The sequence below is a fragment of the Mycobacterium sp. 29Ha genome, from assembly GCF_032883055.1.
Taxonomy (GTDB): Bacteria; Actinomycetota; Actinomycetes; order Mycobacteriales; family Mycobacteriaceae; genus Mycobacterium; species Mycobacterium gallinarum.
This window is the reverse complement of sequence record NZ_JAMQTI010000023.1, coordinates 37,070-52,290: the sequence shown is the minus strand read 5'-3', so window position 1 is coordinate 52,290 and position 15,221 is coordinate 37,070. Positions and strand designations below refer to the sequence as shown.

17 protein-coding genes and 1 pseudogene are annotated in these 15,221 nt (G+C 65.4%); 17 read left to right on the top strand and 1 reads right to left on the bottom strand.

What is annotated here, in order from left to right; genetic code table 11:
• The first annotated feature begins 8 nt into the window (after nt 1-8).
• Genes M1248_RS25060 through M1248_RS25050 form a run of 3 tightly spaced genes read left to right on the top strand, consistent with a single transcriptional unit; the run spans nt 9 to nt 2,535 of the window.
• Nucleotides 9-1,247 (top strand): acyl-CoA dehydrogenase family protein, encoded by a 1,239-nt coding sequence (locus M1248_RS25060; RefSeq protein ID WP_317150051.1) that lies wholly within the window; start codon nt 9-11, stop codon nt 1,245-1,247.
• Nucleotides 1,244-2,203 carry a phosphotransferase family protein gene (locus tag M1248_RS25055; protein ID WP_317150050.1) on the top strand — a complete coding sequence of 320 codons (960 nt, stop codon included), beginning with the start codon at nt 1,244-1,246 and terminating at the stop codon, nt 2,201-2,203. The genes M1248_RS25060 and M1248_RS25055 overlap by 4 nt, the downstream gene beginning before the upstream one ends.
• On the top strand, nt 2,200-2,535 hold the full coding sequence (locus M1248_RS25050; protein WP_317150049.1) for a DUF6285 domain-containing protein: 336 nt from the start codon (nt 2,200-2,202) through the stop codon (nt 2,533-2,535). Before M1248_RS25055 ends, M1248_RS25050 begins: the two co-directional genes overlap by 4 nt.
• A gap of 52 nt (nt 2,536-2,587) precedes the next feature.
• On the opposite strand, the gene M1248_RS25045 is transcribed toward M1248_RS25050, so the two are convergent.
• On the bottom strand, nt 2,588-3,217 hold the full coding sequence (locus M1248_RS25045; RefSeq protein WP_317150048.1) for a class I SAM-dependent methyltransferase: 630 nt from the start codon (nt 3,215-3,217) through the stop codon (nt 2,588-2,590).
• Nucleotides 3,218-3,269: 52 nt separating this feature from the next.
• Between M1248_RS25045 and M1248_RS25040 the strand changes: the two genes are divergently transcribed.
• From M1248_RS25040 to nuoK, 14 genes and pseudogenes are all read left to right on the top strand, one after another.
• The gene (locus M1248_RS25040; RefSeq protein WP_163736563.1) at nt 3,270-3,668 is read left to right on the top strand and encodes a nuclear transport factor 2 family protein; all 399 of its coding nucleotides are present in this window, start codon (nt 3,270-3,272) and stop codon (nt 3,666-3,668) included.
• 11 nt (nt 3,669-3,679) lie between these two features.
• Nucleotides 3,680-4,213: a YceI family protein gene (locus M1248_RS25035; protein WP_163736561.1), complete on the top strand. Its 534-nt coding sequence runs from the start codon at nt 3,680-3,682 to the stop codon at nt 4,211-4,213.
• 16 nt (nt 4,214-4,229) lie between these two features.
• Nucleotides 4,230-4,628: a response regulator transcription factor gene (locus tag M1248_RS25030; RefSeq protein ID WP_083128525.1), complete on the top strand. Its 399-nt coding sequence runs from the start codon at nt 4,230-4,232 to the stop codon at nt 4,626-4,628.
• Nucleotides 4,629-4,792: 164 nt separating this feature from the next.
• On the top strand, nt 4,793-5,164 hold the full coding sequence (locus M1248_RS25025) for an NADH-quinone oxidoreductase subunit A (protein WP_163736558.1): 372 nt from the start codon (nt 4,793-4,795) through the stop codon (nt 5,162-5,164).
• The gene (locus M1248_RS25020) at nt 5,155-5,709 is read left to right on the top strand and encodes a NuoB/complex I 20 kDa subunit family protein (RefSeq protein ID WP_014208709.1); all 555 of its coding nucleotides are present in this window, start codon (nt 5,155-5,157) and stop codon (nt 5,707-5,709) included. Before M1248_RS25025 ends, M1248_RS25020 begins: the two co-directional genes overlap by 10 nt.
• Nucleotides 5,706-6,413 carry an NADH-quinone oxidoreductase subunit C gene (locus M1248_RS25015; protein ID WP_163736556.1) on the top strand — a complete coding sequence of 236 codons (708 nt, stop codon included), beginning with the start codon at nt 5,706-5,708 and terminating at the stop codon, nt 6,411-6,413. The genes M1248_RS25020 and M1248_RS25015 overlap by 4 nt, the downstream gene beginning before the upstream one ends.
• Complete coding sequence (gene nuoD / locus M1248_RS25010) at nt 6,413-7,765, top strand: NADH dehydrogenase (quinone) subunit D (protein WP_163736554.1); 1,353 nt, start codon at nt 6,413-6,415, stop codon at nt 7,763-7,765. The genes M1248_RS25015 and nuoD overlap by 1 nt, the downstream gene beginning before the upstream one ends.
• Nucleotides 7,766-7,826: 61 nt before the next feature.
• Entirely contained in the window at nt 7,827-8,696 is an 870-nt protein-coding gene (nuoE, locus tag M1248_RS25005; protein ID WP_163736551.1) for an NADH-quinone oxidoreductase subunit NuoE, read from the top strand.
• Nucleotides 8,693-10,009, top strand: a complete 1,317-nt coding sequence (gene nuoF / locus M1248_RS25000; RefSeq protein ID WP_163736546.1) for an NADH-quinone oxidoreductase subunit NuoF — start codon at nt 8,693-8,695, stop codon at nt 10,007-10,009. Before nuoE ends, nuoF begins: the two co-directional genes overlap by 4 nt.
• Nucleotides 10,010-12,397, top strand: coding sequence for an NADH-quinone oxidoreductase subunit G (locus M1248_RS24995; protein ID WP_317150047.1), 2,388 nt, complete (start codon nt 10,010-10,012; stop codon nt 12,395-12,397).
• An 8-nt stretch (nt 12,398-12,405) separates the two neighbouring features.
• Nucleotides 12,406-13,644 (top strand): NADH-quinone oxidoreductase subunit NuoH, encoded by a 1,239-nt coding sequence (nuoH, locus tag M1248_RS24990; protein ID WP_317150080.1) that lies wholly within the window; start codon nt 12,406-12,408, stop codon nt 13,642-13,644.
• Nucleotides 13,625-14,161: pseudogene (nuoI, locus tag M1248_RS24985) on the top strand (NADH-quinone oxidoreductase subunit NuoI); the annotation flags it as partial. The gene nuoH and the pseudogene nuoI, both read left to right, overlap by 20 nt.
• A complete protein-coding gene (locus tag M1248_RS24980; RefSeq protein ID WP_317150046.1) occupies nt 14,158-14,922 on the top strand; it encodes an NADH-quinone oxidoreductase subunit J in 765 nt (254 codons plus the stop codon). The pseudogene nuoI and the gene M1248_RS24980, both read left to right, overlap by 4 nt.
• Nucleotides 14,919-15,218 (top strand): NADH-quinone oxidoreductase subunit NuoK, encoded by a 300-nt coding sequence (gene nuoK, locus M1248_RS24975; protein ID WP_083128479.1) that lies wholly within the window; start codon nt 14,919-14,921, stop codon nt 15,216-15,218. The genes M1248_RS24980 and nuoK overlap by 4 nt, the downstream gene beginning before the upstream one ends.
• Nucleotides 15,219-15,221: the final 3 nt, after the last annotated feature.

The window sequence follows — 15,221 nt, the reverse complement described above, 5'->3', positions numbered from 1 at the left end:
GAGACACAGTGGATTTCGCCCTCCCGGAGCATCTTCCGGGCCTGCTCGCCGAGATGGATGCGTTCATCGAAACCGAGATCAAGCCGCTGGAACGCGAGAACATGCAGTATTTCGACCATCGCCGGGAGTACGCTCGCACCGACTGGGAGAACGGCGGCATCCCGCGCCGGGAATGGGAGGACCTGCTCGGCGAGATGCGCAGGCGTGCCGATGCGGCCGGTTGGCTGCGTTACGGCCTGCCGTCGCAGTTCGGCGGCCGCGACGGCTCCAACATCGACATGGCTGTCATCCGGGAACACCTGGCGCACAAGGGACTCGGTCTGCACAACGATCTGCAGGACGAATCGTCTATCGTCGGGAACTTCCCGCAGGTCATCATGATGGACCGGTTCGGCACCGATGCGCAGAAGGACGAGTGGATCAACGCCATGTTGACCGGAGAGCGGTCGATGGCGTTCGGGCTGACCGAGCCCAACCACGGGTCGGATGCCACTTGGCTGGAAACCACCGCGATACCGGACGGTGACGAGTGGGTCATCAACGGCGCCAAGCGGTTCAACACCGGTGTGCACCGCGCCACCCACGACCTCGTCTTCGCCCGTACGTCCGGTGAGCCGGGCCAGGCTCGCGGCATCACCGCGTTCCTGGTCCCGACCGATACGCCGGGCTTCACGGTGCCGTACTACTGGTGGACCTTCAACATGCCGACCGACCACGGCGAGGTCGAGCTCAAGGACGTTCGAGTGCCTATCGATGCGGTGCTCGGTGAAGTGGACCGTGGCTTGGAGGTCGGCCAGACGTTCCTGCACGAGAACAGGATTCGGCAGGCCGCCAGCAGCCTTGGCGCCGCGCAGCACTGTATCGACCGCGCGGTCGCCTACGCGGGCGAGCGCATTGTGTTCGGCAAGCCGCTGTCGGTGAACCAGGCTGTGCAGTGGCCGCTCGTCGAATTGCACACCGAGGCCCAGATGGTGCGGCTATTGGTGAGGTACGCGGCCTCCGAGTTGGACCGCAACCACCACATGGAGGTCTCCGACAAGGTGTCGATGGCCAACTATCGCGCCAACCGGCTCGTGTGCGATGCGGCCGATCGGGCGATGCAGGTGTTGGGCGGCATCGGCTACAGCCGTCACGAGCCGATGGAGCACATCTACCGTCATCACCGCCGGTACCGAATCACCGAGGGCGCCGAGGAGATCCAGATGCGACGGGTGGCGCAGCGGCTCTTCGGATTCGGGCGCAAGTGAAGGATCAGCTCGAGGCCGTGCTCCGCACGGAACTGGGCGACGGCGTGGTCGTCGAGAACCTGCGCGCCCTCACGGGCGGGGCGAGCAGGACGACGTGGGCATTCGACGCGGTCACCGATGAGCGGCGGCCGTTGATCCTGCGCACCGGGCCGCCCGACGACGTGCACGCAAGCATGGAGCTGGAGGCCGCTGTGCAGAAGCGTGCAGCCAAAGCCGGCGCCCCTGTCCCCCAGATCGTGACCGCCGATAATTCCCCTGCCGCACTGGGCAACCCGTATCTGATCTGCAACGCGATCGCCGGCGAGACGATCGTCAGGCGGATCTATCGCACCCTCGACGACGCGGGCCGGGACCGGCTGTTGCATCAGTGCGCCCAGGCGCTGGCGGCCGTCCACCGGGCAGACACCGATGTGCCCGGACTCGACGGGTTCGACGACCTTGCCGAGTGGCGGGACCGGCTCGACGAAATGAAGGACACCACAGCAACGTTCGAGTGGGCGTTCCGCTGGCTGGCCGCGAATCGTCCTGCGCCCACCCGGCAGGTGCTCGTGCACGGCGACTTCCGAATGGGCAATCTGATCGTCGACGAGAACGGGTTGGCGGCGGTGCTGGACTGGGAGCTGGTTCATACCGGCGAGGTGTACGAGGACCTGGCGTGGTTCTGCATCCGCGCCTGGCGCTTCGGTGCGCCAGAAGACATGGGCGCGGGTGGTCTCGGCAGCGTCGAGAGTTTCCTGTCGGCCTACGAAGCCGCCGCGGGAACCGAGCTGGATCGCGACGTGTTCCGCTGGTGGCTCACCGTCGCGACCCTGCGCTGGGGAGTCATCTGCCGATTCCAGGCCGAACGGCATCTATCGGGCCTGAACCGGTCGGTCGAATTGGCGGCGATCGGTCGCCGCGTCGCCGAAACCGAATGGGACGTGCTGGATCTGCTCACGGGAGGTGGTCCGAGATGAGCGGGCTGTACGGCCGACCGACCGCGGCCGAACTGGTCGGGGCGGTCGCTGATTTCCTTGACAACGATGTGCGCGGCGCCGTCGGGCCGCCGGTCAACTTCCACGCCCGCGTCGCCGCCAATGTATTGCGCATCGTGGAGCGCGAACTGCGAGACGGGTCCGCCGATGACGTCGCCGCTGCACTCAACGGGCTGGGCTACGCGGACGAAACCGAGCTCGCGATGGCGATCCGCGCCGGCGACCTCGACGACCGGCCCGACGAACTGCTGGCCGGTCTGCGCACGATCGTGCGACGACGCCTCGACGTCAACCACCCCGGCTATGCCGAGTGAATCGGGCGCGCAAACCGACCGCCACGGGCGATACGCGCGCCGAATTCACGAGTCAGAGGCGGCGGATGCGGGCCAGCCAGGCCGGTTCGTCGACCACGGTCCCGACCGGCCGACCGATCGCGTCGGCATGCGGTTCCTGGACCACGCCGCGATAGGTGGTCTCGTCCAGCGCCTCCAGCGTCCAGCCGTCTCGGAACGCCTCGCGAACCACCGCCTCACTGACCTCGGGGCCGAATCCGCGGCCCTTGTCGGACAGCGCCAGCACGTGCACCACCGCGCCCGGCCTGCACACGGCGTGCAGACCGGCGACGTATCGGACGCGGTCCGTGTCGTCGAATATGTGGAACAGCGCGCTGTCGACAATCGTGTCGTAGCGCGGCTCGTCGCCGAGGTTCATCGCGTCGGCGACCTCGAAGTGGGCGTCGACGCCTTTAGCGGCCGCGTTCTCGCGGGCCTGCTCGATCGCCGTCGGGGCGGCGTCGACGCCGAGCACGTCGTACCCGAGGCGGGTGAGCAGGATCGTGTGCTCGCCGGTCCCGCAGCCGGCGTCGAGTACGGCACCGCGGATGAGACCGGCCCGTTCGACGCCGACGATCGCCGGCTGAGGTTCGCCGATCACCCACGGCGCGGTTCGGGTCTTGTAGGCATCGTCGAATCGGGAGAAGGTTGGGGTGGAATCCATGAAGTCCAGGGTTCTACCTCAACCTTGCTTTAGGTCAAGAGAGGTCAGGTGAATGTCCGTTACGGAATCGAGCGTGCTCGTCGACGTTGCCGATCGGCTCTTCGAGGCGATCGCCAACAGCGACATCGTCACGGTGAAGCAGCTGTTCAGCGATGAGGTACTGGTCTGGCATTCGGGCGACACCCGAGACAGCGCGAAAGATCGGGCGGCGCGGATCATCGACTGGTTCATCAATGCGACGACCTCCCGCCGCTACGAGGTACTCGATCGCCAGTTCTTCGACGGCGGTTTCGTACAGCAGCACATCCTGCATGCCGACAGCCGCAACGGGACATCGATCCATATGCGTGTCTGCATCGTCATCAAAGTGGGTACCGCCGGACTGATCACCCGCATCGACGAGTACTTCGACCCGGCGGAAATGGCCCCACTGCTCGATACGTCCAACTGATAGGAGACGACATGGCAAGCCTCAGCGAATTTTTCAGCGACCCGGCGTCGGCCGGAACCTGGACCGCCGTCGCAGATCAATCGACCGTCACGGCGACGAGCAAGTCACTCTGGGGTGTGATGCCGGTAAAGGTACGGTTCACCGAGTTCGACGCCGAGGGCCAAGTCACTGCCCCGCAAACGGTTTCCGGCCGCGTCGACGTCAAGGCGGCATCGCTACGCAGCGGCATCGGCAAACGCGACGAGCATCTGCGCTCCGCCGACTTCTTTGAAGCCGACAAGTTTCCAGACATCAGCGTGGTCGTCAGCTCGGCGGATTCGGTGACCGCCGACACCGTCGGACTGCGCGCGCAGCTCACCATCAAGGGCACGACGAAGCCGGTCGAGTTGAAGGCGAAGGTGACGCCCGTTGGCGACGGCGGAATGCGGCTGACGACGAAGACGACCATCAACCGTCAGGACTTCGGAGTCGACGGCAACCTGATGGGGATGATCACCGACAACGTGACGATCTCCGGCGACCTCGTGTTCCGACGCGCAACCTAGCCGTACGATCGGGCGCATGGTCGAGCAATCACCACTTCGGGTCCTTGTCTACAGCGACAATCCCAGGACTCGAGAGCAGGTGCAGCTCGCGCTTGGAAAGCGCGTGCACCCGGACCTGCCGGAGCTGACGTACGTCGAGATCGCCACCGGTCCGATGGTCATCCGACAGATGGACGAGGGCGGTTTCGATCTGGTGATCCTCGATGGCGAGGCCACTCCGACGGGTGGTATGGGAATTGCCAAGCAGCTCAAGGATGAGATCGCCGACTGCCCGCCCGTCCTCGTGCTCACCGGACGCCCCGACGACGCTTGGCTGGCCAACTGGTCGCGCGCCGAGGCCGCTGTCCCCCATCCGATCGACCCGATCCGGCTGGGCGACGCGGTGGTTTCGCTGCTGCGCACACCCGTGCAGTAACCCAAAACACCAAACTCGCTGTCGCACTTGCCCATTCGCGGCACGACGACATAGCGGAAGTGTGATCTTAGCCATACTAACCCCAAGGTGTGGCGCTCATCCCCATGCCCGCTAGGGTGTGGGTAAGCTCACATCGACAGCCCACGAGGGAGCGTTTGCTCGGCATGGATTTGTACACCCCGATACTGGTACTCGGCGGAATCGCGGCGGTGTTCGCGGTCGGCTCGGTCGGCATTGCTCTGCTGGTCGGCCCGAGGCGCTACAACCAGTCCAAACTCGAAGCCTACGAGTGCGGCATCGAACCAGTCCCGGGACTGGCCAGTGCCCACTCGGCGGGCCAGCGATTCCCGATCAAGTACTACCTGACCGCGATGTTGTTCATCATCTTCGACATCGAGATCGTCTTCCTCTATCCCTGGGCGGTCGCTTTCGACAATCTCGGACTGTTCGCGCTGGTAGAGATGCTTCTCTTCATGGTGGTGGTGTTCGTCGCCTACGCGTACGTCTGGCGGAGAGGTGGCCTGGCATGGGACTAGAAGAGAAACTGCCCGGCGGAATCATGCTGTCGACGGTCGAGAAGGTCGCCGGCTACATCCGCAAGGGCTCGCTGTGGCCGGCGACGTTCGGGCTGGCCTGCTGTGCGATCGAGATGATGGCGACCGCGGGCCCGCGGTTCGACATCTCGCGTTTCGGCATGGAGCGCTTCTCGGCGACGCCTCGCCAGGCCGATCTGATGATCGTCGCAGGTCGGGTGAGTCAGAAGATGGCTCCGGTGCTGCGCCAGATCTACGACCAGATGGCCGAGCCCAAGTGGGTGCTGGCAATGGGCGTGTGTGCGTCCTCGGGCGGGATGTTCAATAACTACGCGATTGTGCAGGGCGTCGACCACGTCGTCCCGGTCGACATCTATCTGCCCGGCTGCCCGCCGCGCCCGGAGATGCTGCTACACGCAATCCTCAAGCTGCACGACAAGATTCAGGAGATGCCACTCGGCGTTCACCGCGAGGAGGCGATTCGCGAAGCCGAGAAGGCAGCCCTGTCGGTCACGCCGACCATCGAGCTCAAGGGTTTGCTGAGGTGACGGAACACAGCAATGGCACCGGTCACGGCCCGCAGGCTGACATCGATCCGCCCGAGGTCATCGGTGTGCGCCGCGGCATGTTCGGCGCCCAGGGCTCCGGTGACACGTCCGGTTATGGCCGCCTCGTCCGCTCCGTCGCGCTGCCGGGCAGTTCGCCACGCCCCTACGGCGGTTTCTTCGACGAGGTGGTCGACACACTGGCCGCGGCACTGGGCGAGGACGGCTACGCGGAGTCGATCGAGCGGGTGGTGGTCTATCGCGATGAGCTGACGCTGGAGGTTCGGCGTGAGCAGCTGCCCGCGGTGGCCCAGGCGCTGCGCGATGATCCCGGCCTGAAGTTCGAACTGTGCCTTGGGGTCAGCGGCGTGCACTACCCGGACGACGAAGGGCGCGAGCTGCACGCGGTGTATCCGCTGATGTCGATCACGCACAACCGTCGCATCCGCGTGGAAGTCGCCGCTGCCGACGCCGACCCCCACATCCCGTCGCTGTACGCGGTGTATCCGACCGTCGACTGGCACGAACGCGAAACCTACGACTTCTTCGGCATCATCTTCGACGGCCATCCCGCGCTGACGCGCATCGAGATGCCCGACGACTGGGTAGGCCACCCGCAGCGCAAGGACTACCCGCTAGGCGGTATCCCCGTCGAGTACCACGGCGCTGAGATTCCGCCGCCCGATCAGCGGAGGTCCTACAACTGATGAATTCACCGGACAATCCGGCCAATCCTTCTGATTCGGGCGGAACCGAAACCGTGGTCGTCGTCGGCGGCCAAGACTGGGATCAGGTCGTGGAGGCCGCGAAACAAAACGCGGCCTCCCACGCCGGGGAACGCATCGTGGTCAACATGGGCCCCCAACATCCCTCCACGCACGGGGTGCTGCGCCTGATCCTGGAGATCGAGGGCGAAACGATCGTCGAGATCCGTTGCGGCATCGGCTATCTCCACACCGGCATCGAGAAGAACCTCGAGTTCCGCACCTGGACTCAAGGTGTCACGTTCGTCACCCGAATGGATTACCTGTCACCGCTTTTCAACGAGACGGTGTACTGCCTGGGTGTCGAGAAGCTCCTCGGCGTCACCGACGACATCCCCGAACGCGCCAGCGTTATCCGCGTGATGATGATGGAACTCAACAGGATCTCCAGCCACCTGGTCGCCCTGGCCACCGGCGGCATGGAACTGGGCTCCATGGGCGCGATGTTCTACGGATTCCGCGAACGCGAGCAGATCCTGTCGCTGTTCGAAACCATCACCGGGCTACGGATGAACAACGCCTACATCCGCCCCGGCGGGGTGGCCATGGATCTGCCCGACGAGGCCATCGGCCAACTACGCGACATGCTCACGTTGATGCCCAAGCGGCTCAAGGACCTCGAGGACCTGCTGTCGGAGAACTACATCTGGAAGGCGCGCACCCAGGGCATCGGCTATCTGGGTCTGGAAGGGTGCATGGCGCTGGGCATCACCGGTCCCTGCCTGCGCTCCACCGGACTGCCCCACGACCTGCGCAAGTCGCAGCCCTACTGCGGGTATGAGACCTACGACTTCGACGTCATCACCGACGACGCCTGCGACTCCTATGGCCGCTACCTGATCAGGGTCAAAGAAATGCACGAGTCGCTCAAGATCATCACCCAATGCGTCGACCGACTCGACGTGCCCAATCCCGGACCGGTGATGATCCAGGACAAAAAGCTGGCCTGGCCCGCCGACCTCAAACTCGGCCCCGACGGGCTCGGCAACTCCGAAGAACACATCGCCAAGATCATGGGCCACTCCATGGAGGGCTTGATCCACCACTTCAAGCTTGTCACCGAAGGCATCCGCGTCCCCGCCGGGCAGGTCTATGTAGCGGTCGAATCCCCGCGCGGCGAACTCGGAGTACACATGGTCTCCGACGGCGGCACCCGGCCCTACCGCGTGCACTACCGCGACCCCTCCTTCAACAACCTGCAAGCCGTCGCCGCCATGTGCGAAGGCGGCATGGTCGCCGACGCCATCACCGCGGTGGCATCGATCGACCCGGTAATGGGTGGGGTGGACCGCTGATGAGCGCTTGCGCGAAGAAGAGACAACCGCTGATGAGCGCCTGCGCGAAGAAGAGGCTGTTATGACTGTGTTCCTCGAGCTCGGTCAGCGCCCCGATGAGCCGGGCCCGCCGATTCACGGCGCCAAGATATATCCAGCCGAGGTGGCGGCGCGCCTGGCGGCAGACGCCGAGACGGTCATCGCCCGCTATCCGCAGAGCCGTTCGGCGTTGTTGCCACTGCTGCACCTCGTCCAGTCCGAAGACGGATGCCTGACACCCGCGGGTATCGCGTTCTGCGCCAAGCAGTTGGGGCTGACCGACGCCGAAGTCACCGCGGTAGCCACCTTCTACTCCATGTACCGCCGCACGCCGACCGGTGAATACCTGGTCGGCGTGTGCACAAACACGCTGTGCGCGATCATGGGCGGCGACGCGATTCTCGAAGCGCTCGAAGACCACCTGGGTGTACACGCCGGCGAAACCACCGAAGACGGCAAGGTCACCCTCGAGCACGTCGAGTGCAACGCCGCATGCGACTACGCACCGGTCGTGATGGTCAACTGGGAGTTCTTCGACAACCAGACACCGTCATCCGCCCGCGACCTCGTCGACGGCTTACGCGACGGCACGCCGCCCATGCCGACCCGTGGCGCGCCGCTGTGCAAGTTCAAAGAGACTGCGAGAGTCCTTGCAGGCCTGCCCGATCCGCAGGCAGCCGCCGCGCAGACCCCGACCGGGGACGCGACGCTGGCCGGGCTGCGGATCGCCAAGGAACGTGGCATGGAGGCGCCCGCCGCCGACGCGGTGACGGATTCTCACAGCGGGCCTGACGACGAGAAGGTCGCGACCGAGGCGACAAAGGATCAAGCGGCCCCCGCACCGTCCGCCGACGTACCGGCCAAGCCGAACGAACCCGAAACCGACCCGGACGCAACGGAATCGAAGACATGACACCACTGACTCCCGTTTTGAGCCGGTTCTGGGACGAACCAGAACCCTGGTCGATGGAAACCTACCGCCGGCATGACGGCTACCAGGCACTCGACAAAGCGCTCAAAATGGACCCCGACGACCTCATCGCCACCGTGAAGGATTCGGGCCTGCGGGGGCGCGGCGGCGCAGGCTTCCCGACAGGCACCAAATGGTCGTTCATCCCGCAGGACGACTCCGGCGCCGGCGCCAAGCCGCACTACCTCGTCGTCAACGCAGACGAGTCCGAACCCGGCACGTGCAAAGACATTCCGCTGATGCTGACCACCCCGCACTTCCTGGTGGAGGGCGTCATCATCGCGGCGTACGCGATTCGCGCGCATCACGCGTTCATCTACGTCCGCGGCGAGGTGGTGCCGGTACTTCGGCGACTGCAGGCGGCTGTCGCCGAGGCGTACGAGGCCGGCTATCTGGGAACGAACATCCTCGACTCGGGCTTCGATCTGGAACTGATTGTGCACGCCGGGGCGGGCGCTTACATCTGCGGTGAGGAGACAGCGCTGCTGGACTCCCTGGAGGGCCGTCGCGGGCAGCCGCGCCTGCGCCCACCGTTCCCCGCCGTCGCCGGTCTGTACGCCTCTCCGACGGTGGTCAACAACGTCGAATCCATCGCCAGCGTGCCGCCGGTGCTGCTCAACGGAGTGGACTGGTTCCGGTCGATGGGAACCGAGAAATCCCCGGGCTTCACGCTGTACTCGCTGTCCGGTCACGTCACCACCCCCGGCCAGTACGAGGCGCCGCTGGGCATCACGATGCGCGAACTGCTCGACTACGCAGGCGGTATCCGGGCCGGCCACAGTCTCAAGTTCTGGACGCCGGGGGGTTCGTCCACACCACTGCTGACCGACGAACACCTCGACGTGCCTTTGGATTACGAAGGCATGGCGGGGGTCGGAACGATGCTGGGCACCAAGGCGTTGCAGGTCTTCGACGAGACCACCTGCGTCGTCCGCGCGGTGCGCCGCTGGACCCAGTTCTACGCTCACGAATCGTGCGGCAAATGCACACCGTGCCGGGAGGGCACTTACTGGCTGGCGCAGATCTATGCACGGCTGGAGACCGGCACGGGTACCGAAGCCGATATCGAGAAGTTGTTGGACATCGCCGACAACATCAACGGGAAGTCGTTCTGCGCGTTGGGTGACGGCGCGGCCGCGCCCATCCTGTCGTCGATCAAGTTCTTCCGCGACGAGTACTACCAGCATCTGTCCGGCGGCTGCCCGTTCGATCCGCACGCCTCGGCTCTGATGGCAACGGAAGGGGTGGGGGTCTAGATGACCGTGACCGAACCGGCCCACGACGCCCCGCCCGTCGAAATGGTGAACCTCACCATCGACGGTGTGGAGGTCAGTGTCCCCAAGGGCACCTTGGTGATTCGCGCCGCCGAGCTGATCGGCATTCAGATCCCGAGGTTCTGCGACCACCCACTGCTCGACCCCGTCGGCGCGTGCAGGCAGTGTCTGGTCGAGGTCGAAGGCCAGCGCAAGCCCATGGCCTCGTGCACGATCACGTGCACACCCGACATGGTGGTGAAGACCCAGCTGACGTCGGAGTCCGCCGACAAGGCACAGCAGGGTGTCATGGAACTCCTGCTAATCAACCACCCACTCGACTGCCCCGTGTGCGACAAGGGCGGTGAATGCCCGCTGCAAAACCAGGCGATGTCCAACGGCCGCCCCGAAACCCGCTTCGAGGACGTCAAGCGCACCTTCCCGAAACCGATCAACATCTCGTCGGAGGTGCTGCTCGACCGGGAGCGCTGCGTGCTGTGCGCGCGCTGCACCCGGTTCTCCGAGCAGATCGCCGGCGACCCGTTCATCGATCTGCTCGAACGCGGTGCCCTGCAACAGGTCGGCATCGCACCCGGCGAGCCGTTCCAGTCGTACTTCTCCGGCAACACCGTGCAGATCTGCCCGGTCGGTGCCCTCACCAGCGCGGCCTACCGCTTCCGCGCCCGGCCGTTCGACCTGGTCTCCAGCCCCAGCGTGTGTGAACACTGCGCGTGCGGGTGTGCCGAACGTACCGATCACCGCCGCGGAAAGGTCATGCGCCGGTTGGCCGGTGACGACCCGGAGGTCAACGAGGAATGGAACTGCGACAAGGGACGGTGGGCGTTCACCTACCCGACCCTGGGCGATCGCATCACCACCCCCCTGGTTCGCGAGGACGGTGAACTTCGACCGGCGTCGTGGTCGGAGGCCATCAGCGTGGCATGCGCGGGGCTGGCCGCGGCACGCGGCAACGCCGGAGTGCTGGTCGGTGGGCGACTGACCGTCGAGGACGCCTACGCGTACTCGAAGTTCGCCCGAATGGTGCTGAATACCAACGACATCGACTTCCGGGCCCGCGCTCACAGCGCGGAAGAAGAGGAGTTCCTCGCCGCGCACATCGCAGGCCAGCCGCTGACAGTGACCTACGCCGACCTCGAGAACGCACCCGCGGTGCTGCTGGCCGGGTTGGAGCCCGAAGAAGAAGCACCGATTGTGTTCCTGCGGTTGCGTAAGGCCGTCCGCAAGCACGGGTTGCAGGTGAAGTCGATCGCGCCATTCGCCACCCGGTCGCTGGGCAAGCTGCGCGGCGAACTGATCGCCACGATGCCCGGCGGTGAAGGCGCGGCACTCGACGCGCTTGCCGATGACGCTCAGCTGAAACTGCGCGGTGCCGTCATCGTGGTCGGTGAGCGCCTCGCCACCTCGCCCGGAGCGCTTTCAGCCGCAGGCAGATTGGCCGCAGCGACCGGTGCTCGACTGGCATGGATACCGCGACGAGCCGGTGAGCGCGGCGCGCTGGAGGCGGGTGCGCTGCCCGGCCTGTTGCCCGGTGGCCGACCGGTCAGCGATACCGCGGCCCGCGAGCAGACCGCCGCCGGCTGGCATGTCGGTGAGCTACCGAGCACCCCAGGACGCGACACCGCGGGCATTCTGGACGCCGCCCGCACGGGCGAGCTGGGCGCGCTGCTGGTCGGCGGCGTCGAGCTCGCCGACCTACCCGATCCGGACGCGGCGCTGGCAGCGATCGACGCAGCGCCGTTCGTGGTGAGCCTCGAGCTGCGCGAGAGTGACGTCACCGAACGCGCCGACGTGGTCTTCCCGATCGCGCCCGTCGTCGAGAAGGGCGGAGCGTTCATCAACTGGGAGGGCCGGATTCGCCCGTTCGAACCCGCGCTGCAAACCAACGCCACACCCGACCGGCGGGTCCTGCAATTCCTCGCCGACGAGCTCGGCGTCGACCTCAACATGCCGACGGCACTGGCCGCCGGTGAGGAGTTGGCGCAGCTCGGGCTGTGGGCGGGCGAGCGGACGGGCGCGCCGACGGTGTCGTCGTCGCAGCCCGAAAAGCCCGGCGAAGGCCAGGCGGTGCTCGCCGGTTGGCGGATGCTGCTGGACGACGGACGCCTGCAGGACGGTGAACTGCATCTCGCAGGCACCGCCCGCCAACCGGTCACTCGGCTGTCGTCGGCCACCGCGGCCGAAATCGGGGCTGCGGACGACGATCTGGTGACCGTGCGCACCGAACGCGGCGAAGTCACGCTGCCCCTGGCGATCACCGAGATGCCCGACGGCACCGTGTGGCTGCCGATGAACTCACCCCAGTCGGCGGTGTACCGGCAGCTCGGTGTGACCACGGGAACCGTCGTCTCGATCGAACGGGCCCACCTGTGACGCCGGATATGACCTACCCCGACCCCACGCTCTTCGGGCACGACCCGTGGTGGCTGATCGTCCTCAAGGCTGTCGCGATCTTCGCGTTCCTCATGTTGTCGCTGCTCGTGGCGATCCTCATGGAACGCAAGATCCTCGGCTACATGCAGATGCGGCCCGGCCCCAACCGTGTCGGCCCATGGGGCCTGCTGCAATCGCTGGTCGACGGCGTCAAGCTGGCCCTCAAGGAGGGGCTGATTCCCGCCGGCGTCGACAAGTTCATCTATCTGGCAGCGCCGGTCATCTCGGTGGTCCCCGCGTTCATCGCATTCTCCGTGATTCCGATGGGCGGTGAGGTGTCGATCTTCGGCCATCGGACCGCCCTTCAACTGACCGATATGCCCGTCGCGGTGCTGTTCGTCCTGGCCGCCACGTCGATCGGGGTCTACGGAATCGTGTTGGCGGGCTGGGCCTCCGGCTCCACCTACCCACTGTTGGGTGGGTTGCGCTCCAGCGCTCAGGTGATCTCCTACGAGATCGCGATGGCCCTGTCCTTCGCGGCGGTCTTCATCTACGCGGGCACGATGTCGACGTCGGGCATCGTCGCCTCGCAGGCGGGCCTCTGGTTCATCTTTCCGCTGCTGCCATCGTTCATCATCTACCTCGTCTCGATGGTCGGCGAAACCAACCGGGCCCCTTTCGATCTGCCCGAGGCAGAGGGCGAACTCGTCGGCGGATTCCACACCGAGTACTCGTCGATCAAGTTCGCGATGTTCATGCTCGCCGAGTACGTCAACATGTTCACGGTGTCGGCGCTGGCGACCACGCTGTTCTTTGGCGGATGGCACGCCCCGTGGCCGATCAACATGTGGGACGGCGCCAACACCGGCTGGTGGCCACTGCTGTGGTTCGTGGCGAAGGTGTGGGGCTTCATGTTCATCTTCTTCTGGCTGCGAGGAACGCTGCCCCGCATGCGATACGACCAGTTCATGGCGCTGGGCTGGAAGGTCCTCATTCCGGTCTCGCTGGTCTGGATCGTGATCGTGTCGTCCGTCCGGACCTTGCGCAACGAGGGCGTCGATCAACTGACCACCTACCTGATCACTATCGCCATCGTGGTCGGATTGCTGGTGCTGTTCGCGTTGTGGAGAACGGTGCGCGCCAGAAACATTCGGAAGATCCCTGAGCCGACAGCGGAGCCGGGCACGTTCCCGGTACCACCGCTGCCCGACAAGGAGATGGCTTCAAAGGAGAAGACGCATGCCTAAGTTCCTCGACGCGATCGCGGGTTTCGGGGTCACCTTTTCCACGATGTTCAAGAAGCGAATCACCGAGGAGTACCCGGAGAAGCCGGGCCCGGTCGCCAAGCGCTACCACGGGCGGCACCAACTCAACCGCTACCCCGACGGGCTGGAGAAATGCATCGGCTGCGAGTTGTGCGCGTGGGCCTGCCCCGCCGACGCCATCTTCGTCGAGGGCGCGGACAACAAAGAGGACGAACGGTTCTCCCCCGGTGAGCGTTACGGCCGCGTGTACCAGATCAACTACCTGCGCTGCATCGGCTGCGGGCTGTGCATCGAGGCATGCCCGACCCGGGCACTGACGATGACCAACGAATACGAAATGGCCGACGACAACCGCGCCGATTTGATCTGGGGCAAGGACAAACTCCTCGCCCCATTGAAGTCCGGCATGCTTCCCCCGCCCCATCCGATGCAACCGGGAAGCACCGACGAGGACTACTACCGCGGCAACATCAAGCCCGTCACCGAGGATGTGACGTGACACTGGAGTTTCTCGCATCAGCGGCCGCCGACGTCGCCGGCCACACCTCCACCACCGAAGCAGTCCTGTTCTGGGTGCTGGGCACCGTCGCGGTCGCCGGCGCGGTCGGTGTGGTCGCCGCACCGAAAGCGGTGTACTCGGCGATGTTCCTGGCCACCACGATGATCGTGCTCGCGGTCTTCTACATCGCGCAGGACGCGCTGTTCCTCGGCGTCGTGCAGATCGTGGTCTACACCGGCGCCGTGATGATGCTCTTCCTGTTCGTGCTCATGCTCATCGGCGTCGACACCTCCGAGTCGCTGGTCGAAACGATTCGGGGACAACGCGTTGCGGCGATCGTCGTCGGCCTGGGCTTCGGCATCATGCTCATCGCGGGCATCGGCAGCGTCTCGGTGGGCGGATTCGTCGGCCTAGAGGAGGCTAACGCCGGCGGCAACGTCCAGGGTCTGGCCGCCCTCATCTTCACCGAGTACCTGTGGGCTTTCGAGCTGACCGGTGCGCTGCTGATCACCGCCGCTCTTGGCGCGATGGTGCTGGCACACCGCGAACGCTTCGAACGACGCAAGACCCAGCGTGAACTGGCGCAGGAGCGTTTGCAGCCGGGCGGGCACCCGACGACGTTGCCCAACCCCGGTGTCTACGCACGTAACAACGCCGTCGACATGGCGGCCCGTCTTCCCGACGGTTCGGCGTCCGAGCTGTCGGTGAGCGCGCTCCTGCAGAAGCGAACCGTGACCAGCGACGGTGGTGACGACAAGTGAACCCGGACAACTACCTGTACCTGTCGGCGTTGTTGTTCACCATCGGCGCCTCCGGTGTGCTGTTGCGCCGCAACGCCATCGTCATGTTCATGTGTGTGGAGCTGATGCTCAACGCCTGCAACCTGGCGTTCGTGACGTTCTCACGCATGCACGGGCATCTCGACGGCCAAATGGTCGCCTTCTTCACCATGGTGGTCGCCGCCTGTGAGGTGGTGATCGGGTTGGCCATCATCATGACGATCTTCCGTACCCGCCGTTCGGCCTCGGTCGACGACGCCAGTCTGCTGAAACACTAAGGT